The sequence below is a fragment of the Ramlibacter monticola genome (assembly GCF_016722785.1).
GTDB classification, from domain to species: domain Bacteria; phylum Pseudomonadota; class Gammaproteobacteria; order Burkholderiales; family Burkholderiaceae_C; genus Ramlibacter; species Ramlibacter monticola.
Window position 1 is genome coordinate 624873 of record NZ_JAEQNE010000002.1, and the last position, 14552, is coordinate 639424.

General features: G+C 69.3%; 13 protein-coding genes. 4 read left to right on the forward strand and 9 right to left on the reverse strand.

Annotated features, from left to right (window positions below):
• Positions 1–19: 19 nt before the first annotated feature.
• On the reverse strand, positions 20–1684 hold the full coding sequence (locus JJ685_RS10915; protein WP_201674741.1) for an NAD+ synthase: 1665 nt from the start codon (positions 1682–1684) through the stop codon (positions 20–22).
• 7 nt (positions 1685–1691) lie between these two features.
• On the opposite strand from JJ685_RS10915, the gene JJ685_RS10920 reads away from it, so the two are divergent.
• On the forward strand, positions 1692–2924 hold the full coding sequence (locus tag JJ685_RS10920; RefSeq protein WP_201674260.1) for a GNAT family N-acetyltransferase: 1233 nt from the start codon (positions 1692–1694) through the stop codon (positions 2922–2924).
• A gap of 44 nt (positions 2925–2968) precedes the next feature.
• Here JJ685_RS10920 and ppa read toward each other — a convergent pair whose 3' ends face one another.
• The gene (ppa, locus tag JJ685_RS10925; protein WP_201674261.1) at positions 2969–3511 is read right to left on the reverse strand and encodes an inorganic diphosphatase; all 543 of its coding nucleotides are present in this window, start codon (positions 3509–3511) and stop codon (positions 2969–2971) included.
• Between the two features lie 231 nt (positions 3512–3742).
• Here ppa and JJ685_RS10930 point away from each other — a divergent pair, with 231 nt between their 5' ends.
• Entirely contained in the window at positions 3743–5809 is a 2067-nt protein-coding gene (locus JJ685_RS10930; protein ID WP_201674262.1) for a sodium-translocating pyrophosphatase, read from the forward strand.
• 526 nt (positions 5810–6335) lie between these two features.
• On the opposite strand, the gene JJ685_RS10935 is transcribed toward JJ685_RS10930, so the two are convergent.
• Positions 6336–6920, reverse strand: coding sequence for a TetR/AcrR family transcriptional regulator (locus JJ685_RS10935; protein WP_201674263.1), 585 nt, complete (start codon positions 6918–6920; stop codon positions 6336–6338).
• Between the two features lie 58 nt (positions 6921–6978).
• Here JJ685_RS10935 and JJ685_RS10940 point away from each other — a divergent pair, with 58 nt between their 5' ends.
• Complete coding sequence (locus JJ685_RS10940) at positions 6979–7797, forward strand: metal-dependent hydrolase (RefSeq protein ID WP_201674264.1); 819 nt, start codon at positions 6979–6981, stop codon at positions 7795–7797.
• A 26-nt stretch (positions 7798–7823) separates the two neighbouring features.
• Positions 7824–9257: an aldehyde dehydrogenase family protein gene (locus tag JJ685_RS10945; RefSeq protein WP_201674265.1), complete on the forward strand. Its 1434-nt coding sequence runs from the start codon at positions 7824–7826 to the stop codon at positions 9255–9257.
• Positions 9258–9306: 49 nt separating this feature from the next.
• Here the strand turns inward: JJ685_RS10945 and JJ685_RS10950 are convergent, their stop codons facing one another.
• The 6 genes from JJ685_RS10950 to JJ685_RS10975 form a co-directional block, all read right to left on the reverse strand.
• Positions 9307–9882, reverse strand: coding sequence for a hypothetical protein (locus JJ685_RS10950; RefSeq protein WP_201674266.1), 576 nt, complete (start codon positions 9880–9882; stop codon positions 9307–9309).
• Between the two features lie 2 nt (positions 9883–9884).
• On the reverse strand, positions 9885–11069 hold the full coding sequence (locus tag JJ685_RS10955; RefSeq protein WP_201674267.1) for a M48 family metallopeptidase: 1185 nt from the start codon (positions 11067–11069) through the stop codon (positions 9885–9887).
• Positions 11066–11797, reverse strand: a complete 732-nt coding sequence (locus JJ685_RS10960) for a hypothetical protein (RefSeq protein WP_201674268.1) — start codon at positions 11795–11797, stop codon at positions 11066–11068. The genes JJ685_RS10955 and JJ685_RS10960 overlap by 4 nt, the downstream gene beginning before the upstream one ends.
• A 156-nt stretch (positions 11798–11953) precedes the next feature.
• A complete protein-coding gene (locus JJ685_RS10965; RefSeq protein WP_201674269.1) occupies positions 11954–12571 on the reverse strand; it encodes a hypothetical protein in 618 nt (205 codons plus the stop codon).
• Complete coding sequence (locus tag JJ685_RS10970; RefSeq protein ID WP_201674270.1) at positions 12568–13740, reverse strand: M48 family metallopeptidase; 1173 nt, start codon at positions 13738–13740, stop codon at positions 12568–12570. The genes JJ685_RS10965 and JJ685_RS10970 overlap by 4 nt, the downstream gene beginning before the upstream one ends.
• On the reverse strand, positions 13737–14450 hold the full coding sequence (locus JJ685_RS10975; protein WP_201674271.1) for a hypothetical protein: 714 nt from the start codon (positions 14448–14450) through the stop codon (positions 13737–13739). Before JJ685_RS10975 ends, JJ685_RS10970 begins: the two co-directional genes overlap by 4 nt.
• Positions 14451–14552 lie beyond the last annotated feature (102 nt).

Genomic DNA, 14552 nt, shown 5'->3' on the forward strand with positions numbered 1-14552 from the left:
TCCAGGGGTGATGCGGTCGCTATGCGCTGAATTTGCCGGTAATAGGATAGCGCCAATCCTTGCCGAAACCGCGGTGCGTCACCCGGATCCCGATCGGGGCCTGGCGCCTCTTGTACTCGTTGATGCGAACGAGCCGCGCGACGCGTTCCACCGTCGCCCGGTCGTAGCCGGCGCCGACGATGTCCTCGATGCTCTGGTCGTTCTCCATGTAGCGCGAGAGGATGCCGTCCAGGATGTCGTAGGGCGGCAGGCTGTCCTGGTCCACCTGGTCGGGGCGCAGTTCGGCGCTGGGCGGGCGCGTGATGATCCGCTCCGGGATCGGGTTGGCGCCGGTCTTGTACGGGTCGTTGGCGTTGCGCCAGTTCGCGAGCCGGAACACGCTGGTCTTCAGCAGGTCCTTGATCACCGCGAAGCCGCCCGCCATGTCGCCATACAGCGTGCAGTACCCGGTGGCCATCTCGCTCTTGTTGCCCGTCGTCAGCACGATGCTGCCGAACTTGTTGGACAGCGCCATCAGCAGCACGCCGCGGATGCGCGCCTGGATGTTCTCCTCGGTCGTGTCCTGCGCGAGGCCGGCGAATTCCTTCTCCAGCGCCTGCAGGAAGGACTCGAACATCGGCTTGATCGAGATCTCGTCGTAGCGCACCCCCAGGCGCTTGCACATCTCGGCGGCGTCGAGCCAGGAGATTTCCGCCGTGTAGGGCGAAGGCATCATGACGGAGCGGACCTTGTCGGCGCCCAGAGCGTCCACCGCGACCGCCAGCACCAGCGCGGAGTCGATGCCACCCGAGAGCCCCAGCAGCACGCCGGGGAAGCCGTTCTTGCCGATGTAGTCGCGCACGCCCAGCACCAGCGCGTGCCACAGTTCCTCCTCGTCGCCGAGGTCGCCCACCATGGGGCCGGCCAGCCGGTACGAGTTCGCTCCCGGATGGACTGTCACGTAGAACAGGTCTTCCCGGAACGCCGGCGCGCGCGCGGCCAGCGTGCCGTCCGCGTTCACCGCGAAGGAACCGCCGTCGAAGATCACCTCGTCCTGCCCGCCCACGAGGTGCGCGTAGATCAGGGGCAGTTCCACGGCCTGGGCGCGCTCGACCATCCGCGCGATGCGCTCGCCGCTCTTGCCGACGTGGAAGGGCGACGCGTTCGGCACCACCAGCACCTGCGCGCCCGCCACGCGCGCGAGCTGCGCCGGCTCCTCGAACCAGGCGTCCTCGCAGATCAGCAGGCCGACGCTCACGTCCTCCACCTGGAACACGCAGGTGCCCTGCCCCTTGGTGAAGTAGCGGTACTCGTCGAAAACCTGGTAGTTGGGCAGTTCGCGCTTGGCGTAGGTCTCGATCACCTTGCCTTCGGCCAGCACGCTGGCGGCGTTGTAGCGCATCTGCACCTGCACGGACTTGCCGCGCAGGGCGCCGCCGCGCGGATGCCCCACGACCACGTGCAGGCCCTTCAACCCCGCGAGCTCGCGGGCCACCAGTTTCACGGCATCATCGCAGGCAGCGATGAAGGCGGGCCGCAGCAGCAGGTCCTCCGCGGGGTAGCCGCAGATCGAAAGCTCGGGCGTGAGGACGAGCCGGGCGCCGCGCTCGTAGGCGGTGCGGGCGGCGGCGATGATCTTTTGCGCGTTGCCAGCCATGTCGCCGACGACGACATTGAGCTGTGCAGTACAGATGGTGAGTGTCATTTCGGACATGCCAGACTTCTCGAACGATTATGTTACCCGCGTGCTGGGCGACCCGAGGGAGGTGGACGCGCCGGCCTGGAACGCGCTGCTCGCGCTCGCCGGCGGCTCCCCCTTCATGCGGCACGAATACCTCGCGGCGCTGCACGACAGCGGCAGCGCGACACGGGACGCGGGCTGGACGCCGCAGTTCGTGACGCTCTGGCGCGAGGGCGAACTGCACGCGGCCTGCCCGCTGTACCTGAAGAGCCATTCCTACGGCGAGTACGTGTTCGACTGGGCCTGGGCCAATGCCTACGAGCAGCACGGCGTGCGCTACTACCCCAAGGGCCTCACGGCCGTGCCGTTCACGCCGGTGCCGGGTCCGCGGCTGCTGGCGCGCGACGCGGACGCGCGCTCGGCGCTGGTGCGCGCCGTGCTGGACCTGTGCAGGAAGAAGAAGCTCTCTTCGTGGCACCTGCTGTTCGGCGACGAAGAGGACATCGCCGCCTGCAGCGGCGCCGGCCTGATGCTGCGCCACACCGTGCAGTTCCACTGGATCAACAGTGCCCCCACGCCCGGCACTGGCGTGTCCGCGCTGCCCCCCGAGGGGGCTGGTTCCGCCTTGGGGCGGCCCGGCGGCGAAACCGCCAGCTACGCCGACTTCGACGCCTTCCTCGCCAGCCTCACGCAGGAAAAGCGCAAGAAGATCCGGCAGGAGCGGCGCAAGGTGGCCGAGGCCGGCGTGACCTTCCGCCACGCACTCGGCGCGGAGATCACGACCAGCGACTGGGACTTCTTCTACCGCTGCTACGAGCGCACCTACCTCGAGCACGGCAACCCGCCCTACCTCACGCGCGACTTCTTCCGCCGCATGGCGGCGCAGATGCCGGAGAACTGGCTCCTGTTCGTCGCGGAGCGGCGCGGCCGGCCGATCGCGTGCAGCCTCATCGGCGTCGGCGATGGTGCAGCGTACGGGCGCTACTGGGGCGCGCTGGAGCGGGTGGACTGCCTGCACTTCGAGGCCTGCTACTACCAGCCGATCGCGTGGTGCATCGCGAACGGCATCGCGCGCTTCGAGGGCGGCGCCCAGGGCGAGCACAAGATGGCGCGGGCGCTGATGCCGGTGAAGACCACCAGCGCGCACTGGCTGGCGCATCCCGCGTTCGCCGACGCGGTGGAGCGCTTCCTGCAGCGCGAGGGGCGCGGGATCGAGGGCTACCTGGAGCACCTGGAGGCCCGCTCGCCGTTCCGGCAGGAATGAAAAAAGCGCCGCGGGGCGGCGCTTCGCTGGCTCTCCGGGCGGGATCAACCCTCCGGATGCTCCTTCTTGTACGCCTCGATCCCGTCGAGGACTTCCTTCTTCGCCGCCTCCGGGCCTTCCCAGCCCAGCACCTTCACCCACTTGCCGGGCTCCAGGTCCTTGTAGTGCTCGAAGAAGTGCGAGATGGTCTTCAGGCGCACCGGGTTCAGGTCCTCCGGCTGCTGCCACTCCGAGTACAGGCCCAGCACCTTCTGGATCGGCACCGCCAGCACCTTGGCGTCGTCGCCGGCTTCGTCCTGCATCTTCAGCACGCCGATGGGACGGCAGGGGACGACCACGCCGGGGATCAGCGGCACCGGCGTGATGACCAGCACGTCCACCGGATCGCCGTCGCCCGCGATCGTCTTGGGCACGTAGCCGTAGTTGGTGGGGTAGTGCATCGCCGTGCTCATGAAGCGGTCGACGAAGATGGCGCCCGTCTCCTTGTCCACCTCGTACTTCACGGGGTCTGCGTTCATCGGGATCTCGATGATCACGTTGAAGGCATCGGGAACGTTCTTGCCGGGGGTGACTTGGTCCAGGGACATGTGTGGTGCGGGTGAAGTGATGAAGGCGTGCTGAGGGGAAACCCTGATTTTAGTCAATGTCGCCCTCCTCTCAGCTGACAGTCGCTTGTTTGTAAATCTTCCACCTGTATAGTCGCCGCGTTGGCCAATCGGTCTCCCTGTCGTGCGGGGGTCACGAGGAAGCAACGCAGCGGGGGCTCCGCGGCGTTGGAGCCCTCACGAAGACTCAAGCGAAACGACAGGAGAAAATTGATGCAAGCCAACTCGGCGCTGCTGCTGGCGCTCGTTTGCGGACTCGCGGCCGTGATCTACGGTTTCTGGGCCCGCAGCTGGATCCTAAGTAAGGACGCGGGCAACGCCCGCATGCAGGAGATCGCGGCGGCCGTGCAGGCCGGAGCGGCGGCCTACCTGGCCCGCCAGTACCGCACCATCTCGATCGTGGGGGTGGTGCTCGCCATCCTCATCGCCGTCTTCCTCGACATGCAGACCGCCGTCGGCTTCATCATCGGGGCCGTGCTGTCGGGAGCCTGCGGCTTCATCGGCATGAACGTCTCGGTGCGTGCCAACGTGCGCACCGCGCAGGCCGCCACCACCGGCATCGGCCCGGCGCTGGACGTGGCCTTCCGCGGCGGCGCCATCACCGGCATGCTGGTCGTCGGCCTGGGCCTGCTGGGCGTGACCGCCTTCACCTGGTTCCTGATGGGCAACGGCAACCTCACGCCGGACCGCAAGCTGGGCACGCTGCTGACCCCGCTGATCGGCCTGGCCTTCGGCGCCTCGCTGATCTCGATCTTCGCGCGCCTGGGCGGCGGCATCTTCACCAAGGGCGCCGACGTCGGCGCCGACCTGGTGGGCAAGGTGGAAGCCGGCATCCCCGAGGACGATCCGCGCAACCCCGCCGTGATCGCCGACAACGTGGGCGACAACGTCGGCGACTGCGCCGGCATGGCTGCCGACCTGTTCGAGACCTACGCGGTGACGCTGATCGCCACGATGGTGCTGGGCGCCCTGCTGGTCGCCGCGGCGCCGGTCAACGCGGTGCTGTACCCCCTGGCCATGGGCGGCGTGTCGATCATCGCCTCGATCATCGGCTGCTTCTTCGTCAAGGCCTCGCCCGGCATGAAGAACGTGATGCCCGCGCTGTACAAGGGCCTGATCGTGGCCGGCGTGCTGGCGCTGATCGCCTTCTACTTCGTGACCATGTGGCTGATCCCGGACAACGCGATCGCCGCTTCCGGCAGCCAGATCAAGCTGTTCGGCGCCTGCGTCATCGGCCTGCTGCTCACCGGCATGCTGGTCTGGATCACGGAGTACTACACGGGCACGCAATACCACCCCGTGCAGCACGTGGCGCAGGCTTCCACCACCGGCCACGGCACCAACATCATCGCCGGCCTCGGCGTCTCCATGCGTTCCACCGCCTGGCCGGTGCTGTTCGTCTGCATGGCCATCGTGTCGGCCTACTACCTGGCCGGCCTGTACGGCATCGCCATCGCCGCGACCTCCATGCTCTCCATGGCCGGCATCGTGGTGGCGCTGGACGCCTACGGCCCGATCACCGACAACGCCGGCGGCATCGCCGAGATGGCGGAGATGCCTGCCTCCGTGCGCGACATCACCGATCCGCTGGACGCGGTGGGCAACACCACCAAGGCGGTGACCAAGGGCTACGCCATCGGCTCGGCCGGCCTGGCCGCGCTGGTGCTGTTCGCCGACTACACGCACAAGCTGGAAAGCTACGGCCGCCAGATCAGCTTCGACCTGTCGGACCCGATGGTGATCGTGGGCCTGTTCATCGGCGGCCTGATCCCCTACCTGTTCGGCGCGATGGCCATGGAAGCCGTGGGCCGCGCCGCCGGCGCGGTGGTGGTGGAAGTGCGCCGCCAGTTCCGCGAGATCCGCGGGATCATGGAAGGCACGGCGAAGCCCGAATACGGCGTGGCCGTCGACATGCTGACGCGCGCGGCGATCAAGGAAATGATGATCCCCTCGCTGCTGCCCGTGGTGGTGCCGATCGTGGTGGGCCTGGTGCTCGGCCCGAAGGCGCTGGGCGGCCTGCTGATGGGAACCATCGTGACCGGCCTGTTCGTCGCGATCTCCATGTGCACCGGCGGCGGCGCCTGGGACAACGCCAAGAAGTTCATCGAAGACGGCCACCACGGCGGCAAGGGCTCCGAAGCGCACAAGGCGGCGGTGACCGGCGACACCGTGGGCGACCCCTACAAGGACACGGCGGGCCCGGCGGTGAACCCGCTGATCAAGATCATCAACATCGTGGCGCTGCTGATCGTGCCGCTGGTGGTGAAGTTCCACGCGTAAGCGTCCTCCCCGCGCAGGCGGGGATCTCGAAGAAAAGCGGCCCACGGGCCGCTTTTTTTTGGTTCTTCGCCGATCTCCGGGGGTGCTGAAGAGGGTTCATTGCCGTCGGATGAGGGAAATCCACGGGTGCGCCGTGGCTTTCTTGCCGGACCAGAACGGGGCTGTCCGTCTCTGCGACTGTCCCCCGGCGCGGATGAGAGACGCGCCCCGGGGTGAGCGCCGCGCCCGCGCCTCCTCCTCTATGTCGCCGAGCCGGACAGCCCCGCTCTGGTCCTGCGTCGCGCCATGTTCGTCGCAGCAGCTCCGTTGACGCGTGCCGCAAGCCGTCCCCGAAGAGGCAGGTGCGCGGGGGGGGGGAACTGCCTGATCCGCGCGCTGCGCAGGACCAGGGCGCGGGCCACTGGCAAGGAAGCGAACCAGCGGCTCGCCGCGCCAATTCGAACCACAGCGCGCTCTCCGCCGAACGCTTCATGCCTCTCGCAAATCGGCGAAAGAAGCCTTTCTTGTCTTGGGAACCACGCAGGAGTCAGGGCCGCGTGACGGCCTTCAGGAACTGCGTCGCCGTCGCCGTCAACTGCGGCAGCTCGTCGACCTTGCCGTCCTCGATGGCCTGCAGCACGAGTTCGTGGATGCCTCCGATCACGGCGGTGGCGATCTCGTAGCTGATCGCGGGCTGCGTCGCCCTGCCCGCGCCCACCATCTGGATCAGGAAACCGGCGATCTCGCGATTCATAGTGCGGCGCGCTTCCAGGCCGTCGGGCCCGAGGCCCAGGATCTCGACGAACAGCGTGCGCATCAGCACCGGGTTGCTGGCCAGGCACTGCAGGTAGGCGCCGATGGCGTGCTCCACCTGCTGCTCCCAGTCCTGCGAGGGATCGATCGCCTCGCGCAGCACGCCCAGCGCATTGCGGCTGGCGGCCTCGTACAGGGCGACCAGGCATTCGGCCTTGTCGTGGAAGTGCTCGTAGAAGGTGCGGCGCGAGACGCTCGCCTCGCGCACGATGTCGGCAATGGTGGTGTCGCCGTAGCCCTTGGCGGCCACGGCCGTGGCCATGCCCCGCAGGAGGCGGCCCCGGTGTTCCTGCGACGTTGACAGTGCCCAATCGTGCATGCGAAGATTCCCGGTACTGTTTGGTACCGTGGCGCGGTACTTTTCCACACCCCTCATCATGACCGATCTCGTCGTTCGTCGCCTCCTCGTCGACATGAAGGCCCCCATCGCGCGGCATTGGTGCGCGGGAGACCCGTTCCGGACGGCGCTGTTCAATGCGCTCTCGATGAGCTTCCCCGTCGGCGAGCAGTTCTTCATCGACTCCGTGCGCCGGGGCCTCAAGGCCCTGCCCGCCGCCCGGCAGGAGAGGTTTCGCGCCGAGGTGCAGGGCTTCATCGGACAGGAGGCCACGCACCGCCGGCTGCACTCCCTGTACAACGCGCACCTGGAGCAGTCGGGTCTCGTCAACGAGTGGGAGGCGCGCGCCCGCGAGCGCCTGCAGCTGCTGGAGGGCCAGGACGTGCGCCACTGGCTGGCGATCACCGCGGCCAACGAGCACTTCACCGCCATCCTGGCCGATTTCCTCCTGCACCACCCCCACCTGCTGGGCGATCGCGACCCGCGGCTGGTCACCCTCTGGCTGTGGCACAGCGCGGAGGAATCGGAACACAAGTGCACCGCCTTCGACCTGTACCAGGCCGTGGGCGGCGACCACGCGTGGCGCATCCGGTGGATGAAGCGCATCACCACCATCTTCCTGCTGGACACGCTGCGCCAGACGCTTTCGAACCTGAAGCACGACGGCACCCTGTGGAGGTGGCGCACCTGGCGCAGCGCCGCCCGCTTCCTCTTTGGCAGGGAGGGCCTGGTGCGCCGGACGTACCGTCCCTGGCGCGCCTACTTCCGCCGCGACTTCCACCCCGACCAGCAGGACGCGGCCGCCTCGCGCCGCTGGCTCGCGGAGCACGCCCACCAGTACGTTCCCGCGGGCGCCTGACGCGGCGGGTGGCGCACAATCGCGCCATGCAGTTCCACTACATCGCGAACACGCCGGTGCGTTCCTCCACCGAGCGCACCCTGCCCGTCATCGATCCCTCCGACGGCCAGGCCTACGACGCCATCCAGCGCGGCACGCCCGAAGACATCGCCGCGGCGGTGCAGGCGGCGCGCCAGTGCTTCGAAGGGCCCTGGAGCCGCCTCAGCGCGGCGGAACGCGGCCGCCTGCTGATGCGCCTGTCGCTGAAGGTGGCGGAGCACGCGGACGAACTCGCGGCGATCGAGCAGCGCGATTGCGGCAAGCCCACGAAGCAGGCGATGGCCGACGCCGCGGCGCTGGCGCGCTACTTCGAGTTCTACGCCGGCGCATGCGACAAGCTGCACGGCGAGACCCTGCCCTACCAGGAAGGCTATACCGTGCTGACCTGGCGCGAGCCGCATGGGGTGACCGGGCACATCATTCCCTGGAACTACCCGATGCAGATCTTCGGCCGCAGCGTCGGCGGCGCGCTGGCCGCCGGCAACTGCTGCGTGGTGAAGCCCTCGGAGGACGCCTGCCTGTCGCTGATCCGCGTGGCGCAACTCGCCGCGGAGGTGGGCTTTCCCGCCGGCGCCATCAACATCGTGACCGGCTTCGGCCACGAGGTCGGCGACGCGCTCGCCCGCCATCCCGGCATCGACCACATCAGCTTCACCGGCAGCCCCGCGGTGGGAACCCTCATCCAGCAGGTCGCGGCGCAGCGGCATTGCCCCGTGACGCTCGAACTCGGGGGCAAGAGCCCGCAGATCCTGTTCGCCGATGCGGACCTCGACGCGGCGCTGCCGGTCGTGATCAACGCCATCGTGCAGAACGCCGGCCAGACCTGTTCCGCCGGCTCGCGCCTGCTGGTCGAACAAGGCCTCTACGAGCCCTTGCTGGAGCGCCTCGGCGAGGCCTTCGGCCAGCTGCGCGTGGGCCCCGCGGCGATGGACCTCGACGTCGGCCCGTTGATCCGCGCCACCCAGCAGCAGCGCGTGTGGGACTTCCTGTCCGATGCGCAGCATGCGGGCATCCCGATGGTGGCGCAGGGCACGGTCGTGGACGAGGCGCCGGAGTCGGGCTTCTACCAGGCGCCCACGCTGCTGCGCGGCGTGCCGGTCACGCACCGGCTGGCGCAGGAGGAGGTGTTCGGGCCGGTGCTCGCCGCCATGAGCTTCCGCGACGAGGACCACGCGGTGGAACTGGCCAACGCCACGCAATTCGGCCTGGTGGCCGGCATCTGGACGCGCGACGGCGCCCGCCAGCTGCGCATGGCCCGGCGCGTGAGGAGCGGCCAGGTGTTCGTCAACAACTACGGCGCCGGCGGCGGCGTGGAGCTGCCCTTCGGCGGCATGAAGTCCTCGGGCTACGGGCGCGAGAAGGGCTTCGAGGCGCTGTACGGGTTCACCACGCTGAAGACGGTCGCGATCCGGCACGGGTGAGTCGTCATCCCGCCCCGGCGGGATGACGCGCGCCCCGGCGTCGCGGCGGCTACCTGATCATCGCCGTCTTGACCACCGCCTCCGCCTTCGGCGCCAGGCGCTTGAAGAAGGAAAGCTCCGGCGCGTGGTAGGTGGCGGCGTAGAGCTCCTGGTTGCGCACGGTGGCCCAGCCCATGCCGCGCATCTGCAGGTCCGTCTTCTTGACGGTGACCTGGAACTCGAAGCGCACCCCGCTGCCGCCGGCGAAGGTGGCCGGCTCGATCCGGGTGATCTTCACCTGCGAGCCGTCGGCGGAATACATGATCTCGAACAGGCTCACCAGTTGGTCGGGCGTCATGCCGCTGGTGAAGGTCGGCGCGCGGGCGTCCTTCTGCCCCGCGGCAGCCGGCGGCATCGTCACGATCTGCTTGCCCGGCTGCACGCCGGCCCAGAGCCGCAGCTGGTCGAGCGAGGCGCCTTCCTGCGTCCAGACCTCGTAGGGCTGCCCGGGGTAGTTCAGCTTGTTCCAGGCCTCCGGCAGCTTGACGGACAGCTTGTTGTTCACCAGCTGGTCGCCGTCCACCTTCACGACCGCCGCACACCCGGCCAGCAGCAGCACCAACAGGATCGCAAGGAGTTTCTTCATGGTCATTTCACTTCGCTAAAGTAGGATTTGATGAGGCCGGCGTCCCCGGCCTCCGGCGCCAGCGCCAGGTATTTCTGGAAGGCCGCGTTGGCCGCCGCGCCGTCCTGTCGCGTGCGATGCAGCAGGCCCAGGGACCGGAACAGCTCGGGGGGCGCCTTCCCCAGCGAGGCGCCCTTCTGCAGGTCGGCCAGGGACGGGGCCAGGTCCTCGTCCTTGCCGCGTAGGCGCAGGGTCTCGCCGCGGGCGTAGAGGTACTGCGCATCCTCGGGGTTGAGCTTCAGCTTGCGGTTGAACAGCTCGAGGCTTTCCTCGAACTGGCCGCGCCGCAATTCTTCCTGCAGCCACTCGAGCCGATGCGGCGCCAGCACGCGATCGAGCGGCTCGGCGCCCAGCTCGCCCCCGCCGTCGCCGGCGAGCGTCAGCAAGGCATCGCGCCGGTCGCCCGCGGGCGGGTGCGAGGCGAACATGGCGCTGCGCTTGCCGACGTCGTCGCCGCCGCGGACCTTCAGCTCCGCCAGCAGGTCGTCCCAGATCTGCGCCGCCTGCCGGCCGTCGTAGCCCGCGTCGCGCATCAGGCGCATGCCGATCTCGTCGGCGCGCGCCTCCTGGTCGCGCGAGAAGCCCATGGCGCTGGCGGCCACGCCCAAGGCGGCGAGCGCGCCGGGCAGGCCGAACATGGCCAGCGCCGTGACCGCCGCCGCCTTGTTCTTCAGGTCGCGCAGGCGCTCCACCGTATGCCGCTCGAGGTAGTGCCCCAGTTCGTGACCGAGCACCGCGACGAGCTGCGCCTCGTTGTCCACGCGCAGCAGCAGGCCGGACCAGACCTGCATGCAGCCGTTCGGGGCCATCGAGGCATTGAACTGCGCCGTTCGCACGACGTAGAGGCGCACATCGCCGCAATGGTCGCCGCCGAGGCGGCACACCAGGTCGCGCAGGTAGCCGGTGAGCACCGGATCCCGCACGACGAGCGGGCTGCGGCGCAGGCGGGTCTCCTCGCGGTCCATCAGGGACCAGAGGCCGCCCTCGTCGGTGTCGAGCGCGGGGCGGGTGAAGCGCGGCGGCGACTTCCATGCGGCCGGCGCCTGCGCGAACGCCGCCGCGCCGAGTCCCAGCGCGCCGAACCCCGCGCAATGGCGGCAGGCGGAGCGCAGGAACGCGCGCCGGCCAGCCACTTCCGCAGAGCTCATTGAATTGCGGGGAAAGTCTTGAGCAGCGCGTCGACGGTCTCTTGCGCCGGTGCGGCCTCGCGCAGGTCGCCGGAGCCGCGCGCGAGGTTGTTGAACCAGACGATGCGGCCGGTCTTCAGGTCCACCAGCGAGGCATAGGCGACCTGCTGGCCGCCCGCCGGCACGACGGCCACCCCCATCAGCGCGCCGAAGACCGTCATCGCCACCATCGCCGCCTTGCGTTCCGCGCTGGCGTAGCTGTCACGCACCCAGAAGAAGAGCGCGTAATCGCCGTTGGTGCGATCGCGCAAGGGCTGCACGGCCTCGCCCAGGGTCCAGTCGAGGGTGCCGTTCTTGGTGGGCAGGGCCGGCATCTTCATCATGTGGTGCGCGAATACCGCATCCGCCACCGTCCCGTGCAGCGCGTTGAGCTGCCCGAGCTCGTCCAGCTCGGACTCCTTCAGCTCCTGGGTGGCGCCGCCAGCCACGTCCTTGCGTGCCAGCAGCGCGGCGCGGAAGTGCTTCTGGGCGGCGTCCGTCCAGTCCGCGCGGGGCTCCATCACGCCGCCTCCGCTCACGGAGAACAGTTCCATGTCGGCCGCGACGATCACCAGCTTGGAGCCGGCGGCGCGGGCCGTGAAGCCGGGTGCGAGATTGCGCGAAGGCGACTGCGCCTGGGCGCTGGCGCCGAAGGCCGCCAAGGCGAACAAGGATGCCGCGAGCGCGGCGCGGATGCGTCTTCCGTGCATTACCCCTCCTAGAACCGTTTGTAACGATTCTAGGAGAGGGCGTTCGGCGTTGCTGCGGATTTCCTTGCAGGTTTGCGCTTCCCGCAACAGCCTCCCCCAGAGGGAGGAAGTCGCTGGACGACAAACACCGCGGGGGCGCGACGGGCAACGGCCGGATCAGGAACGTGGCGAGGCGCGCACGTGCGCGGTCTTCACCACCTCCTCCGCCATCGGCAGCAGCCGCTCGTAGAACGACAGCCGCGGCGCCACGAAGGTCGCGGCGTACAGTTCCTCGCCCCAGACGGGGTCGGGGCGCGCGGCCACCCAGCCGACGCCGCGCATGTTCAGGTCGTCCGAGCGGCGCGCCAGCGTGAACTCGAAGCGCACGCCCGGCGTGTCGGCGAACACGGTCGGTTCCACCTTGGTGATCGTCACCGTGCCCGCGCCGGCATAGACCGCCTCGAACAGGCTCACCAGCTTCTCCGGCGTCAGGCCGGTGCGGAAGGTGGGCACGCGCGGGTCCCTGGCGTCGGCGGCGCGCGAGTAGCTCGCCCACTTCGTGACCAGCGGCTCGCCGGGACGCACGCCGCCCCACAGCCGCAGGTGGTCGAGCGGCATGCCCTCCTGCGTCCAGGTGTCGTACGGCGTCTTCTCGGAACGGTCCACGACCTTGTTCCACGCGCCCGGCACGTGCACGACCAGCCGATCGTTGACGACCTGCTCGCCTTCCATCCGGGCCATCGAGGTGCAGGCCGCCAGCGCGATCGCCAGCAGCAGGACGAGCAGGCGCTTCATGGCTTCAGTTCCGTGAGGTAGGCGCGCACCATGGCCGCGTCCGACGCCTTCGGCGCCTTCGCCAGGTAGCTCTGGAAGGCCTGCGCGGCGGCCACGGTGTCGCGACGCTCCCGGTGCAGGAGGCCCAGCGAGCGGAACGCCTCCGCCGGCGCCTGCGCCAGGCGGCTCGCGCGATCGAGGTCCTGCAGCGCGCGCTCGGCGTCGCCGCTGTCCTCGCGCAGCCGGTACACCTCGCCGCGCGCGAACAGCGCCTCGGCGTCCTTGGCATCGCGCTGGAGCATGCGGTCGAACAGCACCAGGCTCTCCTCGTACTGCCCGCGCTTGACCTCGTCCTGCAGCCAGCCCAGGCGCAGGGGCGCGATCGCCTTGCGGTAACGCTCCTCGCCGGTGTCGCCGCCGGCGCCGGCGGCCAGGGTGAGAAGTTCGTCGCGCCGGCCCGCGCTGGTGGGGTGCGTGTCGAAGATGTCGCCGCTCTTCCCCGCCTCCTTGCCTCCGGTGACCTTCAGTTCCTGCAGCAGGTTGTCCCACACGCTGGCGGCCTCGCGGGCGTCGTAGCCGGCGTGCCGCATCAGCCGCACGCCGATCCGGTCGGCGCGGCCCTCGTGCTCGCGCGAGAACGCGAACAGGCTGGCGGCCAGGCCCATTTGCCCGAGGAAGGTTCCGACGCCGCCCACCAGGCCCACCAGCGTGCCGAGCACCGCGGTGTCCTTCTGCGCGCGCAGCTGTTCGACCGTGTGCTTCTCCATGTAGTGCCCGAGCTCGTGCCCCAGCACCGCGGCCAGCTGCGCCTCGTTCTCGGCGCGCAGCATGAGGCCGCTCCACACGACCATCATGCCGTTCGGCGCCATCATCGCGTTGAAGTGCGGCATGCGCACGGGATACACGCGCACGTCGGGGCAGAAGTCGCCGGCCAGCTTGCAGACGAGGTCCCGCAGGTACTGCTGGAAGGCCTGGTCGTGGATGGTCAGCGGGCTGCGCCGGATGCGCTGCTCCTCGCGGTCCATCAGCCCCCAGAGGCCGCCCTCGTCGGTGTCCACCGCCGGGCGGGCGAAGCGCTGCGGCACCCGGATGCCGGAAAGGTCCTGCGCGTAGCCCGCGAGGCCGGTGAGCGCGCCCAAGCCGACGCAGTGCCGGCAGGCGGAGCGCAGGAAAGCGCGTCGATCGTTCATTTCAGTGCCGGGAAGTCCTTCAGCAGGACTTCGACCGTCTCCGTGGCAGTTCCGGGATCCCGCAGGTCGCCCCACAGGCGGCTGACCTGGTTGAACCACACGACGCGGCCGGTGTTCAGGTCCACCAGCGACGCGTGGGCGACCTGCTCGCCGCCGACGCTGATGGCGCCCATGAGGGCCAGCGCCAGCATGGCCATCTTGCGTTCGCTGCTGGCGTAGGTGTCGCGCACCCAGGTGAAGAGCGCGTAGTCCGCCCCGGTGCGTTCCTTCAGGGCCCGGACGGCGTCACCCATGGACCAGTCCAGCTGCCGCGACTTGGTCTGGAGCTCCATGCCGCCGTTGCGGTGGTGCATGGCGATCGCCTTGGCAACGGCCTGCTCCAGGGTGATGACCTCGGCCAGCTCGTCGGCGGCCGCCGCGTCCATCGTGGTGACGTCCGGACCCAGCAGCTTGCGCTGGGCTTCCAGCGCCGTCCCCATGTTCTTCTGCGCCGACTCGGTCCAGTCGGCCCGCGGTTCGACCACGCCGCCGGCGCTGATCGAGTAGAGCTCCATGTCGGCGGGGATGACCACGAGTTTCGAGCCGGCGGGGCGCGCGGTGAACCCCGGCGCCAGGTGCTTCGACCCAGCCTCGTCGGCCTGGGCTGCGCCCGCCAGCAGCAGCGCGGCCAGGAGCAGCGGTCGGGTGATGGGGGAAAGCCATGGGGGCATGTGGTACTCCTGCCTCTGGGATCGCGCGGGAACCCGAGAAAACCCGCACCGGGAAGAACAACACAGCGACTCTATGCAGCGCGCGCGCGGGGTAAAGAGGCG